The sequence below is a fragment of the Microbacterium sp. SWDP-B6 genome (assembly GCF_059803615.1).
In genome coordinates this window covers 155,893-181,876 of sequence record NZ_JAPFGV010000005.1, presented here as the reverse complement: position 1 = coordinate 181,876, position 25,984 = coordinate 155,893, and the positions used below count along the sequence as shown (strand labels likewise).

The 25,984-nt window shown below is 68.2% G+C and carries 23 protein-coding genes; 13 read left to right on the top strand and 10 right to left on the bottom strand.

The window, feature by feature from the left end; genetic code table 11:
* Nucleotides 1–68 precede the first annotated feature (68 nt).
* The 3 genes from OPU70_RS09375 to OPU70_RS09365 all read left to right on the top strand — a co-directional run bounded on the left by OPU70_RS09375 (nucleotide 69) and on the right by OPU70_RS09365 (nucleotide 3,313).
* On the top strand, nucleotides 69–1,397 hold the full coding sequence (locus OPU70_RS09375) for an alpha-L-fucosidase (protein WP_498557604.1): 1,329 nt from the start codon (nucleotides 69–71) through the stop codon (nucleotides 1,395–1,397).
* An 11-nt stretch (nucleotides 1,398–1,408) separates the two neighbouring features.
* Nucleotides 1,409–1,735: an L-rhamnose mutarotase gene (locus tag OPU70_RS09370; protein ID WP_042540935.1), complete on the top strand. Its 327-nt coding sequence runs from the start codon at nucleotides 1,409–1,411 to the stop codon at nucleotides 1,733–1,735.
* Between the two features lie 78 nt (nucleotides 1,736–1,813).
* Complete coding sequence (locus OPU70_RS09365) at nucleotides 1,814–3,313, top strand: hypothetical protein (RefSeq protein ID WP_498557603.1); 1,500 nt, start codon at nucleotides 1,814–1,816, stop codon at nucleotides 3,311–3,313.
* A gap of 68 nt (nucleotides 3,314–3,381) precedes the next feature.
* Here OPU70_RS09365 and OPU70_RS09360 read toward each other — a convergent pair whose 3' ends face one another.
* Complete coding sequence (locus OPU70_RS09360) at nucleotides 3,382–4,443, bottom strand: LacI family DNA-binding transcriptional regulator (protein WP_498557602.1); 1,062 nt, start codon at nucleotides 4,441–4,443, stop codon at nucleotides 3,382–3,384.
* A 59-nt stretch (nucleotides 4,444–4,502) separates the two neighbouring features.
* On the opposite strand from OPU70_RS09360, the gene OPU70_RS09355 reads away from it, so the two are divergent.
* The 3 genes from OPU70_RS09355 (at nucleotide 4,503) to OPU70_RS09345 (ending at nucleotide 7,196) form a co-directional block, all read left to right on the top strand.
* Nucleotides 4,503–5,762, top strand: a complete 1,260-nt coding sequence (locus OPU70_RS09355; RefSeq protein WP_475433206.1) for an MFS transporter — start codon at nucleotides 4,503–4,505, stop codon at nucleotides 5,760–5,762.
* A gap of 9 nt (nucleotides 5,763–5,771) precedes the next feature.
* Complete coding sequence (gene nucS, locus OPU70_RS09350; RefSeq protein WP_042540943.1) at nucleotides 5,772–6,467, top strand: endonuclease NucS; 696 nt, start codon at nucleotides 5,772–5,774, stop codon at nucleotides 6,465–6,467.
* Between the two features lie 63 nt (nucleotides 6,468–6,530).
* Nucleotides 6,531–7,196, top strand: a complete 666-nt coding sequence (locus tag OPU70_RS09345) for an HAD hydrolase-like protein (RefSeq protein ID WP_498557601.1) — start codon at nucleotides 6,531–6,533, stop codon at nucleotides 7,194–7,196.
* A gap of 218 nt (nucleotides 7,197–7,414) precedes the next feature.
* Here the strand turns inward: OPU70_RS09345 and OPU70_RS09340 are convergent, their stop codons facing one another.
* Nucleotides 7,415–7,621, bottom strand: coding sequence for a cold-shock protein (locus OPU70_RS09340; RefSeq protein WP_042540947.1), 207 nt, complete (start codon nucleotides 7,619–7,621; stop codon nucleotides 7,415–7,417).
* Nucleotides 7,622–8,154: 533 nt separating this feature from the next.
* Here OPU70_RS09340 and OPU70_RS09335 point away from each other — a divergent pair.
* The gene (locus tag OPU70_RS09335) at nucleotides 8,155–8,973 is read left to right on the top strand and encodes a shikimate 5-dehydrogenase (RefSeq protein ID WP_197066051.1); all 819 of its coding nucleotides are present in this window, start codon (nucleotides 8,155–8,157) and stop codon (nucleotides 8,971–8,973) included.
* Nucleotides 8,974–9,003: 30 nt separating this feature from the next.
* On the opposite strand, the gene OPU70_RS09330 is transcribed toward OPU70_RS09335, so the two are convergent.
* Nucleotides 9,004–9,879: an aldo/keto reductase gene (locus OPU70_RS09330; protein ID WP_498557600.1), complete on the bottom strand. Its 876-nt coding sequence runs from the start codon at nucleotides 9,877–9,879 to the stop codon at nucleotides 9,004–9,006.
* The gene (locus OPU70_RS09325; protein ID WP_498557599.1) at nucleotides 9,876–11,063 is read right to left on the bottom strand and encodes an MFS transporter; all 1,188 of its coding nucleotides are present in this window, start codon (nucleotides 11,061–11,063) and stop codon (nucleotides 9,876–9,878) included. Before OPU70_RS09325 ends, OPU70_RS09330 begins: the two co-directional genes overlap by 4 nt.
* Nucleotides 11,064–11,176: 113 nt before the next feature.
* Between OPU70_RS09325 and OPU70_RS09320 the strand changes: the two genes are divergently transcribed.
* Nucleotides 11,177–11,626, top strand: coding sequence for a MarR family winged helix-turn-helix transcriptional regulator (locus tag OPU70_RS09320; RefSeq protein WP_042540951.1), 450 nt, complete (start codon nucleotides 11,177–11,179; stop codon nucleotides 11,624–11,626).
* A 17-nt stretch (nucleotides 11,627–11,643) separates the two neighbouring features.
* Here the strand turns inward: OPU70_RS09320 and OPU70_RS09315 are convergent, their stop codons facing one another.
* From OPU70_RS09315 to OPU70_RS09300, 4 genes are read right to left on the bottom strand one after another with little or no spacing between them, the layout of a single operon-like run.
* Nucleotides 11,644–12,636: a glycoside hydrolase family 43 protein gene (locus tag OPU70_RS09315; protein ID WP_498557598.1), complete on the bottom strand. Its 993-nt coding sequence runs from the start codon at nucleotides 12,634–12,636 to the stop codon at nucleotides 11,644–11,646.
* Nucleotides 12,633–13,487, bottom strand: a complete 855-nt coding sequence (locus tag OPU70_RS09310; protein WP_042540955.1) for a carbohydrate ABC transporter permease — start codon at nucleotides 13,485–13,487, stop codon at nucleotides 12,633–12,635. The genes OPU70_RS09315 and OPU70_RS09310 overlap by 4 nt, the downstream gene beginning before the upstream one ends.
* The gene (locus tag OPU70_RS09305) at nucleotides 13,484–14,458 is read right to left on the bottom strand and encodes a carbohydrate ABC transporter permease (protein WP_498557597.1); all 975 of its coding nucleotides are present in this window, start codon (nucleotides 14,456–14,458) and stop codon (nucleotides 13,484–13,486) included. Before OPU70_RS09305 ends, OPU70_RS09310 begins: the two co-directional genes overlap by 4 nt.
* Nucleotides 14,451–15,761, bottom strand: a complete 1,311-nt coding sequence (locus tag OPU70_RS09300) for an ABC transporter substrate-binding protein (RefSeq protein WP_042540959.1) — start codon at nucleotides 15,759–15,761, stop codon at nucleotides 14,451–14,453. Before OPU70_RS09300 ends, OPU70_RS09305 begins: the two co-directional genes overlap by 8 nt.
* 141 nt (nucleotides 15,762–15,902) lie before the next feature.
* On the opposite strand from OPU70_RS09300, the gene OPU70_RS09295 reads away from it, so the two are divergent.
* The 3 genes from OPU70_RS09295 (at nucleotide 15,903) to OPU70_RS09285 (ending at nucleotide 19,777) form a co-directional block, all read left to right on the top strand.
* Nucleotides 15,903–16,913 carry a LacI family DNA-binding transcriptional regulator gene (locus tag OPU70_RS09295; protein ID WP_079111907.1) on the top strand — a complete coding sequence of 337 codons (1,011 nt, stop codon included), beginning with the start codon at nucleotides 15,903–15,905 and terminating at the stop codon, nucleotides 16,911–16,913.
* A 75-nt stretch (nucleotides 16,914–16,988) separates the two neighbouring features.
* The gene (locus OPU70_RS09290; RefSeq protein ID WP_498557596.1) at nucleotides 16,989–18,827 is read left to right on the top strand and encodes a glycoside hydrolase family 2 protein; all 1,839 of its coding nucleotides are present in this window, start codon (nucleotides 16,989–16,991) and stop codon (nucleotides 18,825–18,827) included.
* Nucleotides 18,818–19,777, top strand: coding sequence for a glycoside hydrolase family 43 protein (locus OPU70_RS09285; protein ID WP_498557595.1), 960 nt, complete (start codon nucleotides 18,818–18,820; stop codon nucleotides 19,775–19,777). Before OPU70_RS09290 ends, OPU70_RS09285 begins: the two co-directional genes overlap by 10 nt.
* 47 nt (nucleotides 19,778–19,824) lie before the next feature.
* On the opposite strand, the gene OPU70_RS09280 is transcribed toward OPU70_RS09285, so the two are convergent.
* Both OPU70_RS09280 and fdhD read right to left on the bottom strand, forming a co-directional pair.
* Nucleotides 19,825–22,188: an FdhF/YdeP family oxidoreductase gene (locus tag OPU70_RS09280; RefSeq protein ID WP_498557594.1), complete on the bottom strand. Its 2,364-nt coding sequence runs from the start codon at nucleotides 22,186–22,188 to the stop codon at nucleotides 19,825–19,827.
* The gene (fdhD, locus tag OPU70_RS09275; protein WP_498557593.1) at nucleotides 22,178–23,062 is read right to left on the bottom strand and encodes a formate dehydrogenase accessory sulfurtransferase FdhD; all 885 of its coding nucleotides are present in this window, start codon (nucleotides 23,060–23,062) and stop codon (nucleotides 22,178–22,180) included. The genes OPU70_RS09280 and fdhD overlap by 11 nt, the downstream gene beginning before the upstream one ends.
* A gap of 77 nt (nucleotides 23,063–23,139) precedes the next feature.
* Here fdhD and OPU70_RS09270 point away from each other — a divergent pair, with 77 nt between their 5' ends.
* Both OPU70_RS09270 and OPU70_RS09265 read left to right on the top strand, forming a co-directional pair.
* Nucleotides 23,140–24,969: a substrate-binding and vWA domain-containing protein gene (locus tag OPU70_RS09270; RefSeq protein WP_079111904.1), complete on the top strand. Its 1,830-nt coding sequence runs from the start codon at nucleotides 23,140–23,142 to the stop codon at nucleotides 24,967–24,969.
* A 9-nt stretch (nucleotides 24,970–24,978) separates the two neighbouring features.
* On the top strand, nucleotides 24,979–25,980 hold the full coding sequence (locus OPU70_RS09265) for a hypothetical protein (RefSeq protein ID WP_498557592.1): 1,002 nt from the start codon (nucleotides 24,979–24,981) through the stop codon (nucleotides 25,978–25,980).
* Nucleotides 25,981–25,984 lie beyond the last annotated feature (4 nt).

The following is a 25,984-nucleotide window of genomic DNA, read 5'->3' as shown; positions in this document are numbered from 1 at the left end:
TCAAGATTTCCTATAGGATACGTGATAGACGAAACGGTTCACAAGGGTGTGATGAAAGGTATTTTCCGATGGCGATGTTCGAGACCGACCCCGTTCGCCCCGAGGCCTACCGAGAGTTCGAACGGCCCCTACCCGAGTGGTTCCGCGGTGCGGCGCTCGGGATATTCGTGCACTGGGGCCCCTACTCCGTGCCCGCGTGGGCCGAGCCGACAGGCGAACTCGGGGCAGTGCCGCGAGAGCAGTGGTACGCCCACAATCCCTACGCCGAGTGGTACGCGAACACGATCCGCATCGAAGGCTCCCCCGCACACGCGCATCAGCAGGAGGTGCACGGCGGAGCCCCCTACGACGACTTCCTCGACCAGTGGAAGGCCGAGGCGTTCGACGCCGACGAGGTGCTCGCGGTCGTCGCGGCGACGGGAGCCGGCTACTTCATCCCGACCACCAAGCACCACGACGGAGTCACCCTGTGGGACGCACCGGGCACCGACGGACGCAACACCGTCGCACGCGGGCCTCAGCAGGACCTGATCGGGGCCTTCGCCGAGGCCACCCGCGCCGCGGGACTCCGCTTCGGCGTCTACTACTCGGGCGGGCTCGACTGGCACTTCTCCGACCTCCCGCCGATCGAGCACGACGGCGACCCCGCCCCCGACGACCTCGCCTACGCCGAGTATGCGCACGACCACGTCGTCGACCTGATCGACCGATACCGACCTGACATCCTGTGGGGCGACATCCGCTGGCCGGATGCCGGCATCGCACCGGGACCCAAGAGTCTCGCGCACGCATTCGAGACCTTCTACGCGCGAGTGCCCGAGGGCGTCGTGAACGACCGCTGGGGTGAATCGCACTGGGACTTCCGCACCAGCGAGTATGTGCACGGCACGGCGGTCGAGGTGGGCGAGGCGTGGGAGAACACCCGGGGCATCGGTCTCTCCTTCGGGCACAACCGCAACGAGACGAGCGAGCACCTGCTGTCGGCAGATGAGGCCGTGCGCCTGCTCGTCGACGTCGTCTCGAGAGGCGGCAATCTGCTGCTGAACATCGGGCTCGAGGCATCCGGGCGCATCCCCGAGCTCCAGCGGCAGACCCTGGAGGGCCTCGGCGAGTGGAACAGCCGTCACGGTCACGCGGTGTTCGGCGCGCGACCGGAGGAGCGACTGCGGGCGTCCGACGAACCCTGGCTGCGCTGGACGCGCACCGACGACGCGGTGCATGCGGTCATCGATCAGAACGGGAGCGTCCGCCTGCCCGATCCCGATGGCCTCCTCGACGAGCAGACGGCCCGTATCGGTGACACCGGGGTTTCCGCGGAGCGCGTCGACGGTGCCATCCTGGTCGATGTGGCGGATGCCGCGACCCCCGTCGTGATCTCGTTCCGCCCCCTGGCTTGAAAGGCACACCCATGCGCATCGCCCTGCACTCCGAGATCCGCGACGGCGCGATCGACGACTACCGCACGAACCACGCGCGCATCCCCGATGCCCTCGCTGAGACCTTCTCGCGGATCGGCATCCACGACTGGACCATCTGGCGATCCGGCCACCGCCTCTTCCACCTGGTCGAGTGCGACGACTGGGACGCTGCGGTCGCCGCGCTCGAGGATGACCCGGCCGATCACGCCTGGCAGGCCGACATCGGGCGTTTCGTCGAGCTCTTCCGCGATGCGGATGGCGCCGAGGGAACCGCTCCTCTCGAAGAGGTCTGGGATCTGAGGTCGCAGATCGCCTGATCGCCTGATCGGCAGATCGCGTGACCGGCGGACCGGCGAAGACCGGAGTCTTCTCGGCGGTCGTGGCAGAGTAGCCCCGTGACGCGGGCGTGGGTGCGGGAGCTGGCTGGTTGGCTGGGCGCTGCCGCTGTGTCGCTCGTCACCGCCGGTGCGGTCGCGTCGTCGGCCCGAGCAGATCTGCTCTTCCGCGACGGCGACTCGATGGTCGTCGCGATGCTCGCCCGCTCGCTGCTCTCCGGCGAACCGCTCGACTGGGCGATGTCGAGCGTGCTGTTCCTGCCCGAGTCCGCAGCGTTCACCGCCCTCGACGCAGCGGTGCCCGTCGATGCGAGCGGTCTCTTCGCGATCAGCGCGGTCCTCAACCTGCTCGCCCTCTACGGCGCCATCCGTCTGACTGCCGGCCGCGCCCGTGCCGGCATGGCCCCCGTTGCCTGGTCCGTGCTCGCACTCGCGGTGTTCGGGGTGCTCGCGATGACCGACGTCTCGGCGTCGCGCGAGGCGCTCGACCTCGCGTCGCTGCAGCTGACGACCACCTATTACTCCGCGACCGTCGTCGCCGCCGTCCTGACGATCGGCATCGTGCGGCGCATGATCGACAGCCGTGCGCTCATGGCGTGGCCGTCGATCGGACTCGGCGTCGTCGCCCTCGTGTCGACCCTCTCGAACCCGCTCTACGCGGCGTGGGCGACGATTCCGCTCGTGATGTTGCTGGCGATCGCGTCGGTCTCCCCAGGGCTGCGCTCGCGTGCGCCGGTCATCATCGCCGTGCTGCTCGCCGGCACCACGCTCGGATTCCTGTCACGTATTCCGCTCGCGGCATGGATCACGAAGACCGGCATCGATTACATACAGCCCGGGCAGTGGCACGAATCGATCGACTACTACGGCCGGCTCGTCGGCGAACGGATGCAGAACCTCCTCGGCGTGATCGGGCTGCTGATCGCTGCCGCACTCATCGTCGCAGCCGTCGTGCGCACCGTGCGGGCGGGCGACCCCGGCTCACGGCTGGTCGCGGCGATGGCGTGGGTCGCGCCGGTCATGGTCGTGGTCGGTGCCGTCATGCTGGGAACCCACGCGGCACGCTATCTGCAGCCGTTCGCCTTCGCACCGGTGCTCGCACTCGTCGCCGCTCCGCACGCCCTGCGGGTCGGCGACCGTGTGCGGCGACCCGCGGCGGTGATGGTCGGAGTCCTGCTGCTCGTCGCCGGGGGGCTCAGCATCCCTCGACTCGCGGATGCCGCAACCCGGCCCGATGCCGATCTCACCTGCGTCACCGACTGGGTCGACGCCTCCGGTCGCACCGGTGCCGGGCAGTTCTGGACAGTGCGCCTGCCCAAGCTGCACCTGGCCGATCCCTCACAGCTCGTGCAGGTCGATCATCAGCTCAACGCGTATGCATGGCTGGTCGACCGCACGGACTTCGCAGTCGGCGAGGTGTCGTTCCTCGTCGAGGATTCGCAGACGGTGCCGTGGGACCCGCCGCAAGCGGTTCTCCCCGAGAGGGTCGTCGACTGCGGTCGGTACTCGATCCTCGATCTGGGCACCGAGACGCTGCCGTTGGGTCCGCAGCGCTCCTGACCCCCGATGTCCCTCGCTCGTGAAGTGGCGCGAACCCGTCTCGCCCCACCCACACGTCCGCCGCCTGCTCAGCGGGCGGGCGCCGCCGTGGTCGTGCCCTCGCGGAACAGGCAGGTGAGGTGCAGGGTGAGGCCCGGCTCTCCCTGCAGCATCCGTGCGACCTGCTCACCCGCGGCACGCCCCTTCTCGACCGCCGGCTGCACGCTGGTCGTGAGCACGAGGTCGCCGAGCCCGTCGGCGGCGATGCCGTCGAAGCCGGCGACCGACAGGTCTTCGGGCACCCGCAGCCCCAGCTCCTCCGCCGCACGGATGACGCCCACCGCGATGAGGTCGCTTTGGGCGAGGATCGCCGTCGGCCTGGTCTCGGCATCCGCCAACAGCGTCCGCCCCGCAAGGAGGCCCTCGTCGATGAAGCTGCCTCCCGCCGAGATCGCCGGTGCATCCGGGAAGATCTCGCGCATGCCGGCGAGGCGATCGATCGTCACATCCACTGTCGCCGCATCGATGCGCTCCTGCGTGACGGGGCCCCGTTCGCGGCCCGTGTCGAGCGGCAGTGTGACGAGCGCCACGTCGCGGTGGCCGAGATCGCGCAGGTGCCGGGCGACGTCCGCGGCAGCGGCGGCGTTGTCGAGGGTGATCCTCGGGATGCCCTCTCCGGCGTCGCCCTCGATCACGACCACGGGCAGCCCACGGCTGCGGACGATGTCGAGCGATGCCTTGGCGCGCCCCGAGCATCCGATGAGCACGACCGCGTCGACCGGCGCGCTCGAGAGCGATGATCCGTCATCGCCCGGCTCGTCGCGCATCAGCAGGATGCCGGCGCTCAGGTCGGCCATCCCGTCGGTGAGGCCGTCCATCATGGCGGTCGTCACCGGGTCGAGGAAGGCGGCGCGCAGATGCCCCTCCAGCACCACGGCCACGATGCCGCTGCGTCCCCGGCGCAGCGAGGCGGCGCGCGGATCGGGCCCGGCGTAGCCGAGTTCGGCCGCTGCGGCGAGCACCCGCTCGCGCGTCGCCGGTGCGACGTTGGTCTTGCCGCTGAAGACGACGGAGGCGGTCGACGTCGCGACTCCCGCCGCGCGGGCGACATCGGCGATCGTCGCTCGGCGCGGGGTCTCATGACTCGTCATACTCCGAGGATAGCTCCCCCGGTTCCCGTCCATCGAATCGATTCGATATGCTGTGCACCATGGACACGGCTCTCTCTCGATCGCAGTACGTGCGCTGGCGCACGGCGATCTTCGCGATCTTCCTCGCCAGCGGTCTGTCGATCGCCACCTGGGCATCGCGTGTCCCCGACATCAAGCTCGCGCTCGAGGTCGACAAGGCACAGGTCGGCATGCTGCTGCTCGGCGCGGGAATCGCGTCGATCATCGGAATCTCGACCAGCCCCGCGATCATGGCGCGCACCGGCGCCCGCCTGGGCATGATGGTGTCGATCTTCACGTTCGCCTCCGGCGTCGCCCTGATCGGCATCGGTGCCAACGTGCTGGGCTCGTACCCGGTGGTGCTGATCGGTCTCGTGCTGTTCGGCCTGGGCAACGGCTGCGTCGACGTCATGATGAACGTCGAGGCCACCGCGATCGAACAGCACTCGGGCAAGACGATCCTTCCGCTCTTCCACGCCTTCTTCAGCTTCGGCACCGTGATCGGCGCCGGCCTCGGCGCCCTGGCCGCCCAGCTGCAGATCAACGTCTTCACGCACACGCTCGTCGTCGCGGTGGCGATCGCCACCATCGGCGTCATCAGCATCGCCAGCGTCCCACGCCGCGCCGAAGCGCTCGACCCGACGACCGACGACGGCGAGAAGGTGCACTGGCGCGAGCGCATGCACGTCGCCCTGTCGGCCTGGCGCGAGCCGCGTACATACGCGATCGGCGTGGTGATGCTCGGCATGTCGTTCGCCGAGGGCGGCGCCAACGACTGGCTGGCTCTCGGTGTCGCGGAGGACCACGGCGGCGGAACCGCACTGGGCGCCGCGGCCCTCGCGACGTTCTCGGTCGCGATGACCGTCGTCCGCGTGTTCGGCGGCCCGCTCGTCGACCGTTTCGGACGCGTCGCGGTGCTGCGCATCCTCTCGGTCGCCGCGGCATCCGGCATCCTGCTGTTCATCCTGGCGCCCAGCCTCCCGCTGGTCTTCGTGGGTGCGGCCCTGTGGGGCGTCGGCGCATCGCTCGGTTTCCCGCTCGGAATGTCGGCCGCAGCAGACGACCCGGCCAAGGCGGCCGCGCGCGTGAGCGCCGCGGCGACGATCGGCTACATCTCCTTCCTCGGCGGCCCTCCGGTGCTCGGCTTCATCAGCGAGCACATCGGCCTGCTCAACACGCTCTACATCCTGGTCGGCCTGGTCGTGCTGTCCGGCCTCTTCTCGGGTGCCGCCCGTCCGCTGCGCACAGACGAGATGTCGAGTCAGCCCGCCGCCGCAGAAGGAGTGCGCCCGACGAAGTAGGCTCGACGGGTGCGTCTCGTCATCGCCCGCTGCTCCGTGGATTACACGGGCCGGCTCAATGCCCACCTCCCGCTTGCCACGCGTCTGCTCGTGCACAAGGGAGACGGGAGTCTGCTCGTGCACTCCGACGGCGGCAGCTACAAGCCGCTGAACTGGATGAGCCCGCCCTGCTCGCTCGCCTCCGAGGAGCCGGGCGAGGAGGAGTCGATCGCCGGCGTCACCGAGGTCTGGCGTGTCACGCACAAGAAGACCGGCGACGCGCTTCGCGTGCAGATCTACGAGATCCTGCACGACACGAACCACGACCTGGGCGTCGACCCCGGGCTGCAGAAGGACGGCGTCGAAGCCGACCTCCAGCGCCTCCTGGCCGAGCAGGTCGACCGCATCTCGGACGGTGCGACGCTGGTGCGCCGCGAATACCCGACGGCCATCGGCCCCGTCGATCTCCTCGTGCGGGATGCCGACGGCGCGGCCATCGCAGTCGAGATCAAACGCCGCGGCGACATCGACGGCGTCGAGCAGCTCACCCGCTACCTCGAGCTGCTGGGCCGCGATCCGCACCTCGCCCCCGTGCAGGGCGTCTTCGCCGCGCAGGAGATCAAACCGCAGGCTCGGGTGCTCGCCGAGGATCGCGGCATCCGCTGCCTCGTGCTCGACTACGACGACATGAAGGGCATCGAGTCCGGCATCCCCCGCCTCTTCTGAGGCGAGCTGCACAGATGTTCACGGCGTTCGGTCGCTTCGCGCACTGCCCATAGGCTGGAAGACATGGCTTCTTCCCCTTACTCGTGCGTGCTCTGGGACGTCGACGGCACCATCGCCGACGCGTCGGTCGGCATCCTCCGCCGCCTGAACGTCGCCCTCACGCACTTCGGTCACCCTGCTCCCACGCGCGAGCAGCTGGTGCACTGGATCGGGCCGCCGATGTTCCAGTCGTTCCAGGCGCAGGCGGGCATGACCCCCGAGCAGTCCGCCGAAGCCGTGAGCTTCTACCGCACGCTCGGCAAGGCCGACGGCTACACGACCGATGTCAGAACGTACCCCGGCGTGCCCGAGATCATCCGCGACCTGCACGACGCCGGCATCCCGCAGGCGACCGCGAGCTCGAAGCCCGAGATCCAGGTCGACGCGATCATCGACTTCTTCGAACTTCGCCCGTACTTCCTCACGACCGTCGGCGCGACACCCGACGAATCGACCCTCGCGTCGAAGACCGACATCGTCGCCGAGGCGCTGCGCCGACTGGCCGACCGAGGCGCCGACGTCTCGCGTCCGGTGCTGATCGGCGACCGTCACCACGATGTCGAGGGCGGCAACGCGAACGGCGTCCCGGTGATCTTCGTCGAGTGGGGCTTCAGCGACACGCATGAAGGCGACGAGGCGGCCTTCCGCGCCGCATCGCCCGACGAGCTGCGCGCGCTTCTGCTGAACTGACCGGCAGGCCCGCCGCCTCCGGAGGAGAACTCTCCCTGGGGAGGACCCTCAGCCCGCAGATCTCCTCCGGAGAGGCAGATCTCCTCCCGAGAGGGTGTCCGGGCACGTCCGTCGAGCGAGCGTGAGCCCGCGAGATTAGCCCACAAAGCACAGAACTCCCCGCCGGAGGGTCGCAACGGGTGCGGGCCTCCGGTCGGGGAGTTCTATGACGTCCGCTCTCAGAGCGGACGGATGTTCTCAGCCTGCAGGCCCTTGGGGCCCTGCGCCACGTCGAACTCGACTCGCTGGTTCTCTTCAAGAGAGCGGTAGCCGGATGACTCGATGGCGGAGTAGTGCGCGAAAACGTCAGCGCCGCCGTCGTCGGGGGAGATGAAGCCGAAGCCCTTCTCCGAGTTGAACCACTTAACCGTGCCCTGGGTGCTCATGTACTGCCTGTTCTGCTGGAAAGAAGCCGACGCAGGATGCCCCGACGTGCTCCACGCTAGTGGAGCACGCGCTGAGCGGAAGTCCCGAGGTCAGCCCGTAACCCAAATGTTGCATGAGCGGTCACACGAGGGGGCACACGAACGCGCCCAGAAAATGGTGTGGCCCTCACCGCGGGGGGAGCGATGAGGGCCGAAGACGACCGGAGGGTGCGTCAGATTCCAGCCTAACCCCTCCGGCACGCGTTTGTCCCCCATTTGGGGGACAAATCCGAAAACTTGTGAGAAGAAGACAAACGATAGCGGCCCTCTCGAGCAATCCGTTGGGGACAGAACTACTCGAGAGGGCCCAATCGCATGCACGAATCGCCTTTGCCTCTGGGGAAGGCAGCTCGTCTCTGGGGAAGACGAAGACGATCAATCCCCTGTGCATGCAGCTTCACCCTAGGGGAGGCGATCGGATCCCGCCAAGGGGGGTTGACGATCGCGGTCATCAGTGGGTCGGATGCGGCAGAGTCCCCGAGTAGCCTGGTGCGGTGACCATGCTGAACAAGGACATGACCCTGTGCATCTCGCTGTCTGCACGCCCGAGCAACAACGGCACGCGATTCCACAACTTCCTCTACGAAGAGCTCGGCCTCAACTGGATCTACAAAGCGTTCGCGCCGACCGACCTCGGCCAGGCGATCGCCGGCGTACGGGGTCTCGGCATCCGCGGCTGCGCGATCTCGATGCCCTACAAAGAGGACGTCATCGCACTCGTCGACCGTATGGATCCCTCTGCGACCGCCATCGACTCGGTGAACACGATCGTGAACGACGACGGGGTGCTCACGGCCTACAACACCGACTACAGCGCGATCGCGCAGCTGATCGAGCGCAACTCGCTCGACTCCGCGGCATCCGTGCTGCTGCGCGGCTCGGGCGGAATGGCGAAGGCCACGGCCGCCGCCTTCCGTGACGCAGGCTTCGCTCGCGTGACGATCGCCGCCCGCAACGAAGCGCGCGGTCGGGGGCTCGCCGACCTCTACGGATTCGCCTGGACGGCCGATGCGGATGCCGCGACCGCCGACATCATCGTGAACATCACACCGATCGGCATGGCGGGTGGGGCGGACGAGCATGCGCTGTCGTTCACCGAGGGGCAGATCGCGGCGGCATCCGTCGTGTTCGACGTCGTCGCCCTGCCTGCCGAGACGCCGTTGATCGCGGCGGGGCGCGAGGCCGGGAAGACCGTCATCACCGGCGCCGAGGTGGCGACGCTGCAGGCGCTCGAGCAGTTCGTGCTCTACACGGGCATCCGCCCGACCGCCGAGCAGGTCGCGGCGGCCGAGGAGTTCATGCGGGCGCAGTGACCACCGCGCCCGCATGACCCGGCGGTGGCGTCAGCCGTTGAACTCGGCCGGGTGCGGGCCGGTGCGTCCGTCGCGCTCGAGGAGATCGACGGCCGCGAGCTCGTCGGCGCTGAGCTCGAAACCGAACACGTCGAGGTTCTCCGCGATGCGGGCGGGGGTCACCGACTTGGGGATCACGACTCGCCCCTGCTGCAGATGCCACCGCAGCACGATCTGCGCAGGGGTCTTGCCGTGGCGGTCGGCGATCTCGATGACCGAGCCGTCGCCGAGAACGGCGCCCTGTGCGAGCGGGCTCCACGCCTCGGTGATGATCCCCCGCTGAGCGTTCGCCGCCGCAACCGCACGGTTCTGCAGCGCCGGGTGCAGCTCGACCTGGTTGACCGCGGGCACGACGCCGCCCTCGGAAGCGAGCCGTTCGAGGTGCTCCGGCTCGAAGTTCGAGACCCCGATCGCCCGCACCCGTCCGTCAGCGTAGAGACGCTCGAGCGCGCGCCAGGTCTCGGGATACGTCGCCAGAGCCGGCGTCGGCCAATGGATCAGATACAGGTCGAGGCTTTCGAGCCCCAGGCGCTCGAGCGATGCATCGTAGGCGCGCAGCGTGGCATCGAATCCGTGATCGGAGATCCACACCTTCGACGTGATGAACAGCTCGTCGCGCGCGATGCCCGAGTCGGCGATCGCGCGCCCGACGCCCGCCTCATTGCCGTAGACCGCTGCGGTGTCGATGCTGCGGTATCCGGCGTCGAGGGCCGCGGCCACGGCATCCGTCGTCTCGGCATCCGGCACCTGGAAGACGCCGTAGCCGAGCTGAGGCATCTCGATCCCGCTGTTCAGGGTGACTGTGGGGATTGCGGGGGTGTTCACTGCTGATTCCTTCTCGTTCTGTCTGCGGGTGTGTGCGGTCATACGGCGACGGTCTGGAGGGTGCCGGTCGCTGCGGGCGACGGCCGCCGGGCCGCGACGACGGCGATCACCATGACGACCAGAGCGGATGCCGTGATCGCGGCGCCGATCCAGATGGGCGAGGTGTAGCCGAGCCCCGCCGAGATGCCGAGGCCGCCGGCCCAGGCGCCGAGGGCGTTGCCGACGTTGAACGCGCCGATGTTGGCGCCGGAGGCGAGGGTCGGTGCTCCGCCGGCGTAGTGCATGATGCGGCTCTGCAGCGCGGGCACCGTGCCGAATCCGAACGCGCCCATCAGCACGAGGATCGCCGTCGTCACGGGCTGCGACCAGGCGAAGAACCCGAACAGCACGAGCACGACCACCAGGGCCGAGATGAAGATGAGGAGGGTGCGGTCGATCGAGCGGTCGGCCAGGCGCCCGCCGATCCCGTTGCCCGCCACGAGCCCGACGCCGAACAGCACGAGCAGCCACGGCACGGCGGTGGCGGCGAATCCGGTGACGTCGGTGAGCGTGTAGGCGATGTACGTGAAGGCGCCGAACATCCCGCCGAACGCGAGGGCTGTGACGATGAGCGAGAGCCACACCTGACCCGATCGGAAGGCACGGAGTTCGCTTAGCAGACTCACCTGCGCACCGGCCGGCCTCGGGGCGGTGACGAGCAGCGCGATGCCGGCGAAGGCGACGACGCCGATGACCGAGATCACCCAGAACGTCGAGCGCCAGCCGAACTGCTGTCCGAGGAACGTGCCGAAGGGAACGCCGAACACGTTGGCCGCCGTGAGGCCGGTGAACATGATCGCGATCGCCCTGGCCTTCTTCTCGGGCGCGACGAGCTCGGCCGCGACGACCGATCCGATGCCGAAGAACGCGCCGTGGCACAGGGCGGCGATGATGCGGCCGATCATGGCCACCGAGTAGTCAGGGGCGAGGGCCGTGATCGCATTGCCCACGATGAACAGCACGACGAGGCCGAGCAGCACGGGTTTGCGCGGCAGGCGCGTGGTGGCGGCGGTGAGGCCGAGGGCGCCGACGACGACGCTCAGCGCGTAACCCGAGATCAGCCAGCCGGCCGTGGCCTCGGTGACGCCGAAGTCGGTCGCGACCTCGGGGAGCAGGCCCATGATCACGAACTCCGTGAGTCCGATCCCGAAGGCGCCGATGGCGAGTGCGATGAGTCCGAGTGGCATGGGTGTGCTCCGTGGTCCTCTGCTAAAGTAGTTGCAGACGCGGGATATTGCGTCCGACGGATAATCATTGCACACGCAACTATCCAGCGCAAGCAACTACTTCGGAGGTCACTGTGGGCATCTCAGACGACGCTGTCGAGATCCGCGCGCGCGGCTGGCGCACGCTCGCCGCACTGCACGGCATCATCGAGGCCGATCTCGAGAAGGCGCTCGGCGCCTCGGTCGGCCTCTCGGTCGTCGAGTACACGGTGCTCGACGCCCTCAGCAGGCAGGACGGCTGGCACATGCGGATGCAGCAGCTCGCCCGCGCGACGGCGCTGAGCCCGAGCGCCACGACCAGACTCGTGACCCGCCTCGAAGACCGCGGGCTGCTCACCCGCATCCTCTGCGCCGATGACCGCCGCGGCATCTACACCGAGCTCACCGCCGCCGGTCAGGCGCTCTACGAACAGGCGCATCCGATCCACGATGAGACGCTCGAACGCGCTCTCGGAGACGCGGTCGCGCAGCCGGAGCTCGCGCCCGTCGTGCATGCTCTGCAGGCAGTGACCGTCGACGCCTGAGCGCCCGCTCGCCGTCGTCAGTGGGTGGTCGAGAGCCGAACGGAGGGCATGTCACCCTCCCAGTCGAGCGGCAGGGCGGCGATACCCCGGTAGATGAAGAGGTCGTCCCATCCGTGGAAGACGAGCACATCGCCGTCGGGCGTGGAGACGACGTCCTGACCCCCCGGACCGATGTAGCGGTCGTCGGCGGACGAGGTGGAGAGGACGGGGTCCGGCAGCTTCTCGTAGGGTCCGAGCAGCGACGGGGACGTCGCCGCGCCGATCGCGTAGTCCTCGGAGCCGTAGTCGTTCGCCGAGTAGAGCAGGACGTAGGTGCCGTCACGCTCGACCAGCACCGGCGCCTCCACCAGATGCCCTTCCCAGGCCTCGGTCTGCATGACCAATCGGGTCGCCGGTCCCGCCAGCTGGGTGCCGTCGGCGGAGACGGGCGCGATCTGGATCCACGTGTCGAGCTCGCAGCAGTTGCCGTCGTTCTTCCACAGGAGGAACCGCGACCCGTCGTCGTCGACGAAGGCGGCGGGGTCGATCGCGCCGCCCTCTTCGAGCGGGCAGATCATCGGCTCCGCGCCGACAGCGACATACGGACCCGTGAGCGAGTCGGAGGTGGCGGATCCGATGCACTGCCTCCCGGAGTCGGCGTGCTCGGCCGAGAAGTACATCACGAAGCTCCCGTCGGCTCGTTCCGAGACGTCCGGCGCCCAGGTCCGCCCCGCGCTGGCCCATGCCGGAAGGACCGGCAGCGCGTCATCGGTCGAGACGTCCCATGTGACCAGGTCGGTCGAGGTGGCGAACTGCACGTTCGCGCCCTGATTCTCGGTGGCGAAGGCGACGTACCCGTCGTCGCCGTGGACGACGTCGGGATCGGCGAAGTCCTGATCGATGAGGAACGGCGCCCGCTCCACGGTCGCCTCGGGTTCGGCCTCGCCGGAGCATCCCACGACACCGACGCCCAGAGCGAGGATGATGCTCGCAGCGACTGTGGACGCGAGCTTCTTCGCGACCTGGGTCACCCCTTGACCGCCGATCCGGCGACGGATTCGACGATCTGCCGCTGCGCGATCGCGAAGAGGATCAGGACGGGGACGGATGCGATCACCGCTCCTGCCATGACGATCGCGAAGTGCGTCGAGTAGGCGCCCTGCAACTGGCTGAGTCCCGGCTGCAACGTGAGGTTCTCGGGGCTCAGCAGCACGTACACCGGCCAGAGGAAGTCGTTCCAGTTGCCGAGGAACGACAGCACCGCCAGAGTCGCCAGCGCGGGTCGAGCGAGCGGAAGCACCACCTGCACGAAGATCCGGATGTCGCCGGCACCGTCGATGCGGGCGGCCTCCTCGATCTCGGGCGGCAGCCCGACGAAGAACTGTCGCAGGAAGAAGATGCCGAAGGCTCCGGCGGCGCCGGGCACCGTGATGGCCCAGATCGTGTCGAGCCAGCCGAGGTTCTGCACGATCAGGTAGTTCGGGATGAGGAAGACCACCGGAGGAACGAGGAGCGTCGCGATGATGACGCCGAAGATGATCCTCTTGCCTGCGAACTCGAGCCGAGCCAGTGCATACGCCCCCATCGACGCCGTCACGAGGATCAGGACGGTCTGCAGGGTCGCGGCGGCGAAGCTGTTCCAGAGCCAGAGGAAGATCGGCTGCTCTCCCGAGCCGAGCAGGCTCTGGTAGGCCTCGATCGAGAACGGGTCCGGCAGCGAGAACGGCGATCTGATCGCATCGGCATCGGTTTTGAACGACGTGATCAGCATCCACAGAAGCGGGAGGACGATCACGAGAGCCAGTGCGACGAGCGCGGCATAGAGGGCGACGCGCCCCCACGTGCGGCGAGCGGACGGGCGACGGGTCAGTGCTGTGGTCATGATGCCTTCTCGACTCGTTCGCGCTGCAGCCGGAAATTGATCACGCTGACGATCGCGAGCGCGACGAACAGGATGTAGCTCATGGCGGCGGCCGGTGCCATGTTGTTCTGCGAGAGACCCTGGTCGGCGATGTACATGATCACCGTCCGCGTCTCGGTGCCCGGGCCGCCCTTCGTGAGGAGGTAGGACTGGCCGAACATGTTCGCCGACGCGAGGATCGTGGTCGTGGTGATGAAGGTCATCACCGGACGGAGTCCTGGAAGGGTGACGCTCGAGAACTTCCGCATCGCTCCGGCGCCGTCGAGCGCGGCCGCTTCATAGAGGTCGCCGTTGATGCCCTTGAGGCCGGCCAGGAAGATGATCGTGTTGAGTCCCATGGTCCACCAGACGGTGACGCCGACGATGGAGACCCAGACCCAGGGGACGTCGACCGTCCACGGGATGTCCGAGGGGAGCCCGACCACGCCGAGCAGGTGGTTGAGGATGCCCGACTGCGTGTCGAAGATGTAGCCCCAGATCACGCCGATGACCGCGACGCCGAGCACATACGGCGCGAAGAAGATCGTGCGGAACGTCGTGGCCGCGCGGATGCGCTGGTTCAGCAGGATCGCCACGAGAAGCGGGATGACGACGAGGAACGGCACGCTGATCACGATGAAGATCCCGGTGACGCTCATCGACTTCCAGAAGTCGCTGGAGAGCACGTTGCCCGGGGTGAACAGATCGATGTAGTTCTGGAATCCGACGAACTCCTGCACGTCGCGGAACGGGCTCCAGTTGGTGAGGCTCATCCAGATGCCGAAGATCCCTGGGCCGGCGACGAAAGTCAGGAAGAGCACGAGGAACGGAGCGAGGAACAGATACGCGGTGAGCGGCTTGCGCCGAGAGGATGCGGAGCCCGCAGGTCTGCGCGGGTGTCGCCCCCCAGCGCTGCTGCGCTGGGGGGCGACGAGGGTGGCTGTCTCAGTCACCGTACTTGGCCCGGTTCTGCTCGAGGATCTGATCGGCCTTGGCCGCGGCGTCGTCGAGCGCGGTCTTCGGATCCTTCTTGCCGGTGAGGGCCTCGTTCAGCGCGAGGGTGATCTGCGCGTTGACCTCGGAGATCCCGGGCGAGACCGTCTCGTAGTGGGCGTACTCCAGCTGCTCCATGAAGGGGGCGAGGTTGGGGTAGGTCGAGAGCAGCTCCGGGTCTTCGCGCACCGAGTTCGCGGCAGGCAGCTCGCCGGTCTCGGCCCATCCGAGGGAGTTGTCGTTCATCCACTTCACGAAGACCGATGCGGCCGCCGTCTCGTTCGCGTCCTGGCCCTTGTTGGCCGGGAACACCCAGTGGGTCGAGCTCGACCACACGGCCTTCTCGTCGCCGATCTGCGGCACGGGTGCCGGCGCCCAGTCGAGGTCGTCGAAGGCGGTGTTCGTCGTCTGCCAGACGCCGTTCCAGTTGAATGCGGTGTCGCCAGCGATGAGCGCCTTGATGTTGCCGTCCTGTGCGACGTTCGCGGGGCTGTACCCCTTGTCGACCATGTCGGTCATCCAGGTGAGGGCCTTCACGCCCGCCTCTGAATTGAACGTGGCCTCGGTGACGTCGTCGTTGTAGAGGTCTCCACCGAACTGCCAGATCAGGCTCTGGAACTCGAACGTGCCGGTGAAGACGTAGCCGTCGACCCACTCGCCCTGGACTCCCGCACCCTTCAGCGCGTCGAGTGCGGCCAGATACGACGCCTCGTCGGTGGGGATCTCGCTGATGCCGGCCTTCGCGAGCACCGACTTGTTGGTGAACAGGCCCAGCGGCGTCACGCTCCACGGCACCGCGTACTGGGTGTCCTGGTAGTTGCCCTTGTCGAAGACGGTGGGCGGGAAGTCCTCCGCCGCATATCCGAGCCCGTCGATGATCTCGCCGGAGTCGAGCAGCAGGTTCTGCGCCGCATACGTGGCCAGGTCGTCTCCGTGCAGCACGGCGACGTCCGGCCCCTTGCCCGCCTTGATGGCGAGCGGCATCTTCGCCGTGATGTCCGCCCACTCCTGCGGGACGGCCTTCACCGTGATGTTGTCGTGCTCCGCGTTGAACTCCTTGATGAGCTCGGGGACGATCTTGGGGGCTGCTCCACCCGTCCAGCCGTGCCAGAAGGTGATCTCGACATCGGGGCCGGTGTACTCCCCGTCGCCGGAGACGCCGCCCCCACCGGTGCCGGCCGACGCCGCGCACCCTGATGCCGTGATGCCGATGGCGAGTGCGATGCCTGCACCTATCGCTCGGCGAGCCCATGGACTGTTCATGTGATTGCTCTCCTTTGAGTGACTCCGGCGCACCGGAGCGGGATGACCGGATACCCCAGCCGTGTTCGCAATTTACAGCGCTGGAATTTTGTTGTCAAGGTAGTATCGCGGGTGACGACGTAGCGACCAATTGGAGACCGCATGGGTGTGCGCTTGCAGGATGTCGCGGAGCTCGCCGGCGTCTCGATGAAGACCGTGTCGAATGTGGTGCGCGGATACGAGCACGTGAGCGCATCGACGCGCGAACGCGTGCAGCGCGCGATCGACGAGCTGGACTACCGGCCCAACCTCATGGGCAGACGCCTCGCGACCGGCCGGACGGGTCTTCTCGCCCTCGCCTTCGCGAACGTCGCCCTTCCGTACTTCGCCGAGCTCTCCCGCGCCGTCTCGGCGGCGGCCGGCGAGGCAGGCTATCGGGTGCTGCTCGAGGAGACCGACGGAACGTTGGAGGGCGAGCGCGCCGTGCTCACCAGCTCCGAGTCCGGGATGGTCGACGGCATCCTGTTCCAGCCGTCCACGATGTCGTCGGCCGAGATCTCGCGCCACCGCAGCGACCTGCCGATGGTGATCCTCGGAGAAGGGGCAGCACCCCTCCCCGTGGATCGCGTCATGATCGACAACTTCGAAGCCGCTCGCACCGCCACGGCGCACCTGGTGTCGCTGGGGAGACGGCGGATCGGCTTCGCCGGCCACGAGACGCAGGAGATGTCGTCGACCTCCCTGCAGCGCATCGCTGGCTATCAGCAGGCCCTGGAGGATGCGGGCCTTCGGCCCGACCCCCTCCTCCTCTTCCCCAGCCGAGAGATCTCGCCGTCCGGAGCGGTCGAGGGCGTCGGCGGCGCGCTCGACGCCGGAGCCGACTTCGACGGGCTCGTCTGCCGCGACGACCTCGCCGCGATCGGCGCCCTGCGCGCGCTGCACGAGCGCGGCCGCCGCATTCCCGACGACGTCGCCGTCACCGGCTGGGACGACATCGAGCTGAGCCGGGTGACCTTCCCGAGCCTCACCACCATCGCTCCCGATCTGCACGAGCTCGCCCGCCGCGCCGTCGAGATGCTCATCGAGCGGATCTCCGGGTTCTCCGAGGCCGGACGCCACGAGCTGGTCGGCTACCGGCTGGCCGTCCGCGAGAGCGCGCCGTCCCCTCGGTGATCGGGATGCGTGTCGCACGCGGACTCGGATTCCGCGTGGTTTACAGCGCTGCATAAATCATGCATGCTGGACTGCATGCTGAGAATCGATCCGCCACTCCCGCCCATCGCGAGCCAGGGGGACGGAACCTACCCGCGCCCTCAGCTGGTCCGGAGCGAGTGGAGCGACCTGACCGGCCGCTGGGGCTTCGCCGTCGACGACGACGACCGCGGCATCCGCGAGCAGTGGTTCGCCAATCCCTCCTTCGACGCGTCGATCGTGGTGCCCTTCCCGCCCGAGTCGTCGGCGTCGGGAATCGGTGACCCCCGTCCGCACACGGCGCTGTGGTATCACCGCGCCCTCACGCACGACGAGGTGCTGGCCGCCGGCCATCGTGACGGGCGCCGACTGATCCTCCGCTTCGGGGCAGTCGACTACCGCGCCGTCGTCTGGGTCGACGGGCAGCGAGTCGGCTCACACGAGGGCGGGCACACGCCGTTCGCGGTCGACATCACCGACGCTCTCGAGCGAGACGGCGGGGGCCATGTCGTGGTGCGGGTCGAGGACCGGGCGACGGATGTCGCCCAGCCCCGCGGCAAGCAGGACTGGCGTGACGAGCCCCATGCGATCTGGTACCACCGGACGAGCGGAATCTGGCAGCCCGTCTGGCTCGAATCCGTACCCGCCGGCCCGGCGATCGAGTGGATCCACTGGCGCGCGGATCTGCCGTCAGGACGCGTGCACGCGCGCATCGGTCTGACCACCACGCCGGCATCCGAGTGCGTGGTCGACGTCGAACTGCGTCATGGTGACACCCTGCTGGCACGCGCCTCGACTCTCGCTCGCGAATCCGAGATCGAGATCGACATCCCGATTCCGAGCCAGGCGAACGGACAAGCGTACGAAGAGCTGGTGTGGTCGCCGGAGAACCCGCGGCTCATCGATGCCGTCATCCGGACATCGGGGGACGGGGCACCCCTGGACACCGTGTCGTCGTACCTCGGGCTTCGTTCGACGAGCGTCGATCGGCGCTGCTTCCTGCTCAACGACAAGCCGCGGTTCGTCCGCTCCGTCCTCAGTCAGGGATATTGGCCGGACACCCATCTCGCCGCCCCGTCGGCGCACGCCCTGCGCCAAGAGGTGGAGCTCATCAAGGAACTCGGGTTCAACGCCGCCCGGGTGCACCAGAAGTTCGAGGATCCGCGTTTCCTCTTCTGGGCCGACCGGCTCGGGCTCATGATCTGGGCAGAGGCGCCCGCCGTCTTCTCCTTCACACCGACGGCCGTCGAGCGCACGGTGCGCGAGTGGCTGGAGGTCGTCCACCGCGACGTCTCGCATCCCTCCATCGTCACCTGGGTGCCGCTGAACGAGAGCTGGGGCGTGCAGCACATCGCGCACGACAGCCGCATGCTGCACCACGCTCTGGCGCTCGTGCACCTGACGAAAGCCCTCGACCCGACTCGCCCTGTCGTATCGAACGACGGGTGGGAGCAGGCCGAGACCGACATCGTGGCCATCCACGACTACGAGGGCGACGGCGAGGTGATGGGCGCCCGATACAAGGACCGCGCCGCTGTCGACGAGATGATCACCGGCGTCGGGCCCGCGGGCAGACGACTCGTGCTCACAGGCGAGGTCGACGACGCGCCGGTGATGCTCACGGAGTTCGGCGGCATCTCGTTCGACGTGCACCGCACCGACCATGCCTGGGGCTATACGAGCGCCAGCTCCGACAGCGACTTCCGTGACCGACTGAGCTCGCTGATGGCCGGCATCCACGACAGCACCGCCCTCGCCGGGTACTGCTATACGCAGCTCACCGACACCCTGCAGGAGACCAACGGCCTCGTCGGCGCCGACCGGGTCCCCAAGCTCCCCGTGGACGAGCTACGCGCGATCATGGTCGGTCCGAGAGGATCCCAGCCGTGGGAGTGAGCGTCCGGGGGCGGGCCGGCGGTGCCGGGCATCGCCCCGTGCATCCCGGCTACTTCGCCGACCCCTTCGTGCTGCGTCTGCCCGACGACACCTACGCGGCGTACGGGACCAACCCGACGGCGAGGTCGACCGAGGAGGTCTTCGAGGTCCTGCTCTCACACGATCTCGAGACGTGGCGCAGTGCCGGTCTGGCACTGATGCGGCTCGACTCCGAGATGGGAGACGAGTACTGGGCCCCGGAGGTCTGCTTCCGCGACGGCTCGTGGTGGATGTACTACTCCGTCGGGCACGGCATCAGCGGTCATCACCTGCGCGTCGCCCGCGCGGCCGAGCCGACGGGTCCATTCCACGATCTGGGTGTCGATCTCACCCCTCACGAGACCTTCGCGATCGATCCGCACCCGTTCCAAGACGCGGACGGGGAGTGGTACCTGTACTTCGCGCGTGACGTGCTCGATGCGGAGCGACCCGGCACGCATCTCGCTGTCGCCCGCCTGCCCGCGCCGGCGCAGCTCGCCGACACGCAGGCCGTGCTCGAGCCCTACGCCGATTGGCAGATCTACGAAAGAGAACGCCCGATGTACGGCGGGACGTTCGACTGGCACACGCTCGAAGGACCCGCGGTGGTGCGCAGGCAGGGCAGGTACTGGATGACGTTCTCCGGCGGCGCATGGACGGGCCCCGGCTACGCGGTGTCCTGGGCGTCGTCAGCGAGTACGCTCGGCCCGTGGGTCGCCGCACCGCCGACGGCGCCTCCCCTTCTCTCGTCGGGTGCCTCGCTGATCGGCCCCGGCCACAACTCGCTCGTCGTCGGGCCCGACGGGGGCGACCGCATCGCGTTCCACGCATGGAATGCCGATCACTCCGAGCGACAGATGCACGTCGCGTCGATCGACTTCAGGTCCGAGGAGCCGGCGCTGCTCGCGACCACCCCCGACAGCGGCGCCTGACCCACGGCGGGATTCACCGGACCGGGATCAGCCCGCGGCGAGCGCGGTCACGAACCGGTGCGCGAGACCGTCACCTGGATGCTCTTCATCAGCGGCTGGTCGCTCTGCACGCTGAAGTCCTTGCGTCCGATCAGCACGTTCATCTCGGGCATGTAGCCGGCGGCGCTGCCGCGCGGCAGGTCGTAGGGCACGGCACGGAACGCGGTCAGCATCCGCGTCGATCCGTCCTTCGAGGTCGACACGATGTCGACGAGGTCGCCCTCGACGAGACCGCGGTCGCGCATGTCGTCCTCATGCAGGAACACGAGCTCTCGCAGGTTCTTCACGCCCCGGTAGCGGTCGTCATTCGAGTAGATCGTGGTGTTCCACTGATCATGCGAGCGCATGGTCTGCAGCACCAGGGTCTCGGACGACTCGGGGATGACGTTCGGCAGCGGCGCGTGCGAGAACTCGGCACGACCCGACGGGGTCTCGAACACCCGCTCCCGCGCCGGCTGGGGGATCCGGAACCCGTGCCTGTCGCGGATCAGCTCGTTGAACCCCTCGAACCCGGGCAGCACCTTCGCCATCACATCGCGGATGTTGTCGTAGCCGCCGACATACCAATCCCAGGGCGTGGCCGTGTGGGGCAGCGTCGCCTTGGCCATCCCGGCGATGATCGCCGGCTCCGACCTCAGATACGCGGATGCCGGCTGCTTGCGCCCCATCGAGAGGTGCACCATGCTCATCGCATCCTCGACCGTGACGCCCTGCGGGCCCTGAGCCTGCTGGTCGCGCTCGGTGCGACCGAGGCAGGGCAGGATCAGCGCCTTCTCGCCGTGCACTAGGTGACTGCGGTTGAGCTTGGTGCTCACCTGCACGGTCAGGCGGCACTTCTCGAGCCCCTGCGCCGTGAACGGGGTGTCGGGAGCCGCGAGCACGAAGTTGCCGCCCATGCCGACGAACACCTTCACGCGTCCGTCATGCATGGCCTCGATCGTCCGCACGGTGTCGAGTCCCGGATGCCGCGGCGGATCGATGCGGCAGGCGTCGGCGAGACGGTCGAGCCAGGCGTCCGTGGGGTGGTGGTCGATCCCGCAGGTGCGGTTGCCCTGCACGTTGCTGTGCCCGCGGATGGGTGAGGGACCGGCGCCTTTGCGCCCGATGTTGCCGCGCAGCAGCAGCAGGTTGACGATCTCGCGCACGGTGTCGACGCCGTGCTCGTGCTGGCTCACGCCGAGGCACCAGCTGATGATCGTGCGCTCCGACGCCAGGTAGATCGCGGCCGCCTCTCGGATCTGCTCCTCACTGAGGCCCGACTGCGCGACCAGGTCGTCCCATGAGGTGGCGTCGACCAGCGCGCGGTACGCCTCGACCCCGTTCGTGAGGGTGCTGAGGAACCCGGTGTCGAGCACCGACGGGTCGGTGGTGGCGGCCTCGAAGACGACCTTCGACATGCCCCTGATGAGAGCGAGGTCGCCTCCAGGACGCACCTGCAGGTTCATGGTGCTCGTGCCCGTGGCCTTGAACCGCGCCATGTCGACGAAGTCGTGCGGCACGATGGTGCGGGTGGCGGCAGCCTCGACGAGCGGGTTGACGTGCACGACCTGGGCGCCGCGCGTCACGGCATCCGCCAGCGCGGTGAGCATGCGCGGAGCATTGGAGGCCGCGTTCACGCCGAGCACGAAGAGCGCGTCGCAGTCGTCCCAGTCGTGAAGGTCGACCGTGCCCTTGCCGGTGGCGATCGACGCTTTGAGCGCGCGACCGGAGGCCTCGTGGCACATGTTCGAGCAGTCGGGCAGGTTGTTCGTGCCGTACTCGCGCACCATCAGCTGGTAGAGGAACGTGGCCTCGTTGCTGAGCCGCCCGGAGGTGTAGAACGACGCCTCATCGGGGCTGTCCAGCGCCTGCAGCTCGTCGCCGACGAGCGCGAACGCGTCGTCCCACGAGATCGGCACGTAGTGATCAGTCGCCGCGTCGTAGACCATCGGCTCGGTCAGGCGCCCCTGGTCTTCGAGATCGAAGTCGGGCCAGGTCGCGAGCTCCGTGACGGTGTGCTCGGCGAAGAACCGACGATCCACCCGCTTGCGCGTCATCTCCCAGGTGACGTGCTTGATGCCGTTCTCGCAGATGTCGAGCTTCAGATTGCCGGGGTCGTCCGGCCACGCGCATCCGGGGCAGTCGTAGCCCGAGACCGGGTGGTTCATCTGCAGCATCGCGAGGGGACCGGCGATCGGCTCGCTCTCCCTCAGCACGACTCGACCCACCGACACCGCCGCGCCCCAGCCGGCGGCGGGGTGACCGTACGGCTTGCGCGACCAGGGCCGATCGGTGCGCGGACCGTAGCCGCCCTGACGCGGCTCGGCGGGCATCAGCCCGAAGGCCGTTCCGGCGGTTCCCGCGGTTCCGGCTGTTCCCCGGTCATCGAGCATGCTGTGCCCCTTCTTCGGCGTAAGCAGACGACGCGTGGCCGTCGATGCGCACTCGATGCGCGTGCGAGTAGATGTTCATCGATCGTCCGCGGACGAATCCGGCGAGCGTCACCCCTGACTCCTCGGCGAGCTCCGCTGCCAGAGACGAGGGCGCCGAGACGGCACTGAGCACAGGGATTCCGGCCATCGCGGCCTTCTGCACGAGCTCGAAGCTGGCCCGACCGGAGACCTGGAGGATCTGCCGGCGCAGTGGCAGCCGGTCGTTCAGCAGCGCCCAGCCGACGACCTTGTCGACCGCGTTGTGACGCCCGACGTCTTCGCGCAGCACGAGCAGTTCACCGGAGTCGGCGTCGAACAACGCCGCTGCGTGCAGACCGCCCGTCTTGTCGAATGCTGCCTGCTCCGCACGCAGTCGATCCGGAAGCGCGGCGATCTGCTCGGCATCGACCTGCACGTCATCCTGGTCGACCGGATGGCGAGACACCGTGCGCACCGCGTCGATGCTGGCCTTGCCGCAGACGCCGCACGAACTGGTGGTGTAGAAGCGTCGGGCAGCATCGGGGTCGGGAAGCGCCACGCCGCGAGCCAGGCTGATGTCGAGGACGTTGTACGTGTTCTCCTGGCCACCCGTACCCGGGCCGCCGCAGTGGATCGCCGAGTGGAGCTCGGCGCCGTCGGAGATGATCCCCTCGGACACGAGGAACCCGGCAGCCAGCTCGACGTCGTGCCCTGGAGTGCGCATCGTGACAGCGAGCGGCGAGCCCGCGACGCGGATCTCCAGCGGCTCCTCGACGGCCAGCGTGTCGGCGCGACGGCTCGCACCCTCGCCGAGGGTGAGCTTCAGAATCGGTCTCCGCGTCGTGATCCGCCCCACACCAGCGAGCGTACTCCGCGGTCACGGGATCGGATCGATACGTCATCGGGAGGCCGATACCTGGGTACCCTAAGCCCATGAGCGCGCCTCGCAACGCACGTCGGACACCCGCAGCCCTCGCCATGGCGGCGATCGTCGCCCTGGCGCTCACCGCGTGCACCGGCGGTGGAGGCGAACAGGGCACGACGAGCGACGGCGGCCAGGGATTCCCCGACGACGGCTGCACGCACATCGCGGTCGCCACCTCGTCTGAGAAGGTCAACATGCTCGACGAGCTGGCCGAGGCGTTCAAGGATTCACCTGAGCACGAGGGGCTCGAGACGTGCGCCACGGTGCGCCCGACCAACGTGTCGTCCGGCAACGCGACGCGCTTCCTGACCTCCGGCGAAGACTGGCCGAGCGATGACACGTCGCTCTGGCCCACCCTGTGGTCTCCGGCATCCACCGTCTGGACCGATCGCGTGGCGGCCGCCGCATCACCCAGCCTCGTGGGCGAACCGAAGTCGTTCACGCGCACGCCCGTCGTGTTCGGCATGCCCGAGCCGATGGCCACGGCCCTCGGCTGGCCGAACACCCCCATCAGCATCACCGACCTCGAGACCCTCTGCCAGGACCCCGCGGGGTGGGGCAGCGTCGGCAAGGACATCTGGGGTGCCTTCAAGATCTCGAAGACCAACCCCAACACCTCGACCACCGGGCTCTCGACCATCCTGATGCAGTCGTACGAGGCGACCGGCAAGCTCGAGGGACTCACCTCGGCCGATGTCGAGGCCGCGGCGGACTTCTCGCGGGTGTTCGAGGAGTGCGTCATCCACTACGGCGACACCACCGGAAACGTGCTCTCGACGCTCTATGACGAGACGCAGAACGGCTCCAACGGCTCGGCCTACGTCTCGGCCGTGGCGCTGGAGGAGACCTCGCTGCTGAACTACAACCAGGGCAACCCCGACTCGCACACCGTGCAGCCGGGCGAGACCCTGACGCCGCCGAAGACCAAGCTCGTCGCCGTCTATCCCGAAGGTGGCTCCATGTGGTCGGACAACCCGATCACCGTGCTCGGGGCCGATTGGGTGACGGCCGAGCAGCGCACGGCCGGGGAGGCCTTCGCCGAGTTCGTGCAGACGACCGCGGCGCAGAAGATCCTGCCCGAGTACGGCTTCCGCCCGCTCGACGAATCGGTGCCGCTGGGCGACCTGTTCACCCCGAAGTACGGAGTCGATCCCGCTCAGCCCGCCGTGACGCTGCCGAAGCCCGAGGTCGACGTGATCTCGACGGCGATCGACCAGTGGACGCAGGTGCGCAAGCCCTCGTCGGTGCTCGAGCTCATCGACATCTCAGGGTCCATGGACGACCCGATCGGCGACGGACGCTCGCGCCTCGACGGAGCGATCGAGGGTGCGCAGTCGACGCTGAACCACTTCCGCTCCACCGATGAGATCGGCGTCTGGGCGTTCACGACCGGCATCTCCTCCGACGAGGGTGAGGGCATCCAGGTGCTCCGCGACGTGAGCGCGCTCGGCTCGGACGGCGAGAAGCTCGACTCGTCGCTCGATGACCTGCGCTACGCGCAGCGCAACGGCACTCCGCTCTACGACTCGATCCTGCTCGCGTACGAGGCGATGAGCGAGCGGGCCGAACCCGGTCGCATCAACGCGATCGTGGTGCTCTCGGACGGCGAGGACACCGACTCGAGCACCTCGCTCGACTCGCTCATCGCCAAGATCGGCAAGAGCACGAAGGAGGGCGGAGATGACGCTCCCGTGCGTATATTCCCGATCGCGTATGGAGAGGGTGCTGACACCTCGGCACTGCAGCGCATCGCGGATGTGACGGGCGGACAGCTCTTCGACGCCTCGGACGCCGAACGCATCGACCTCGTCTTCGCCTCCGTGATCAACAACTTCTGAGGTCTCGCGATGCCGTATCTCTCCTCGTCGAACAACCCGTGGCTCGAGGATGCCGTCGCAGGCATATCCGGTCAGAACATCTATGTCGACCCCGACGTGTCGGGCGGACAGGCGCTGACCGACGCCCTCGCCGGGGTCGTTCCGGGTGACGGATCGATCGCGGTGGTCGTGCTGCCGGCAGGGGCCGACAAGACCACGCCCTACAGCAGCTACATCCTCGAGCGGCTGACTGCCGCGGGCGACCACGAGACCGTGATCCTCGCCGTCGGCGACGATCTGCAGGCGACCTCAGCGGCGATTCCCAGCGATGACGCCCTGCGCATCGCGAACGAGAACGAGTCGTCAGGGGCGAATCTCCCAGACAAGCTCGTCGAAACGGTGCAGGAGATCTCAGCCGAGACCCCGACCTCATCGGGGTCTGACTCCGGTGTCGCCGGGCCGGTGATCCCGCTGGTGATCGGAGGCGTGGTTCTCGTGGCAGCCGCCGTGACCGCCGCCGGCCTGATCGCGCGTCGTCGACGTCGCACCGCGGCCGTCTCGATCGACCCGGTGCCCGCCGGCATCCGTCTGCGAGTGAACCGTCTGCGTGAACTCCGCGCCGACTACGCCGCCGTGCCGGGCAGCCCGGTGGCGGCCGAGACGGCGGCGGGGATCGACGCCCTCGCCTCGCACGTCGAGCAGCTGTTCATCCGTCTCGACGCCAAGGCCGGCGAGGATCAGAACGTGCTGGCCGAGGCCGAGTACTCCGACAAGCTCGCCCGCCTGGTCGCGGCCCTCGACCGCGACTACCTGCTCGACCTGCTCACCCGGCCCGACCTGTGGGATGCCCCCGACGAGCGCATCGCCGAGGTGCGCGAAGCGCTGTCGTCGGTGACCACCCAGATCGTCGACAACATCAAGCAGGTCAATGCCCGCAAGGGACTGCTGTTCCAGGTGTCGCTCGACTCGCTCATCGGTCGCAGCGAGCTGCGCGACTGGGAGCGTCAGTTCAAGCAGAGCTCCGGCGAGTAGTCGG

What these genes read in the sequence shown, in the direction of transcription:
- OPU70_RS09375 (WP_498557604.1), top strand. Translation starts at nt 69, where the DNA reads ATGGCGATGTTCGAGACCGACCCCGTTCGCCCCGAGGCCTACCGAGAG.
- OPU70_RS09370 (WP_042540935.1), top strand. Translation starts at nt 1,409, where the DNA reads ATGCGCATCGCCCTGCACTCCGAGATCCGCGACGGCGCGATCGACGAC.
- OPU70_RS09360 (WP_498557602.1), bottom strand. Translation starts at nt 4,443, where the DNA reads ATGACGAGTCATGAGACCCCGCGCCGAGCGACGATCGCCGATGTCGCC.
- OPU70_RS09355 (WP_475433206.1), top strand. Translation starts at nt 4,503, where the DNA reads ATGGACACGGCTCTCTCTCGATCGCAGTACGTGCGCTGGCGCACGGCG.
- OPU70_RS09345 (WP_498557601.1), top strand. Translation starts at nt 6,531, where the DNA reads ATGGCTTCTTCCCCTTACTCGTGCGTGCTCTGGGACGTCGACGGCACC.
- OPU70_RS09340 (WP_042540947.1), bottom strand. Translation starts at nt 7,621, where the DNA reads ATGAGCACCCAGGGCACGGTTAAGTGGTTCAACTCGGAGAAGGGCTTC.
- OPU70_RS09330 (WP_498557600.1), bottom strand. Translation starts at nt 9,879, where the DNA reads ATGACCGCACACACCCGCAGACAGAACGAGAAGGAATCAGCAGTGAAC.
- OPU70_RS09325 (WP_498557599.1), bottom strand. Translation starts at nt 11,063, where the DNA reads ATGCCACTCGGACTCATCGCACTCGCCATCGGCGCCTTCGGGATCGGA.
- OPU70_RS09310 (WP_042540955.1), bottom strand. Translation starts at nt 13,487, where the DNA reads ATGACCACAGCACTGACCCGTCGCCCGTCCGCTCGCCGCACGTGGGGG.
- OPU70_RS09300 (WP_042540959.1), bottom strand. Translation starts at nt 15,761, where the DNA reads ATGAACAGTCCATGGGCTCGCCGAGCGATAGGTGCAGGCATCGCACTC.
- OPU70_RS09295 (WP_079111907.1), top strand. Translation starts at nt 15,903, where the DNA reads ATGGGTGTGCGCTTGCAGGATGTCGCGGAGCTCGCCGGCGTCTCGATG.
- OPU70_RS09290 (WP_498557596.1), top strand. Translation starts at nt 16,989, where the DNA reads ATGCTGAGAATCGATCCGCCACTCCCGCCCATCGCGAGCCAGGGGGAC.
- OPU70_RS09280 (WP_498557594.1), bottom strand. Translation starts at nt 22,188, where the DNA reads ATGCTCGATGACCGGGGAACAGCCGGAACCGCGGGAACCGCCGGAACG.
- OPU70_RS09270 (WP_079111904.1), top strand. Translation starts at nt 23,140, where the DNA reads ATGAGCGCGCCTCGCAACGCACGTCGGACACCCGCAGCCCTCGCCATG.
- OPU70_RS09265 (WP_498557592.1), top strand. Translation starts at nt 24,979, where the DNA reads ATGCCGTATCTCTCCTCGTCGAACAACCCGTGGCTCGAGGATGCCGTC.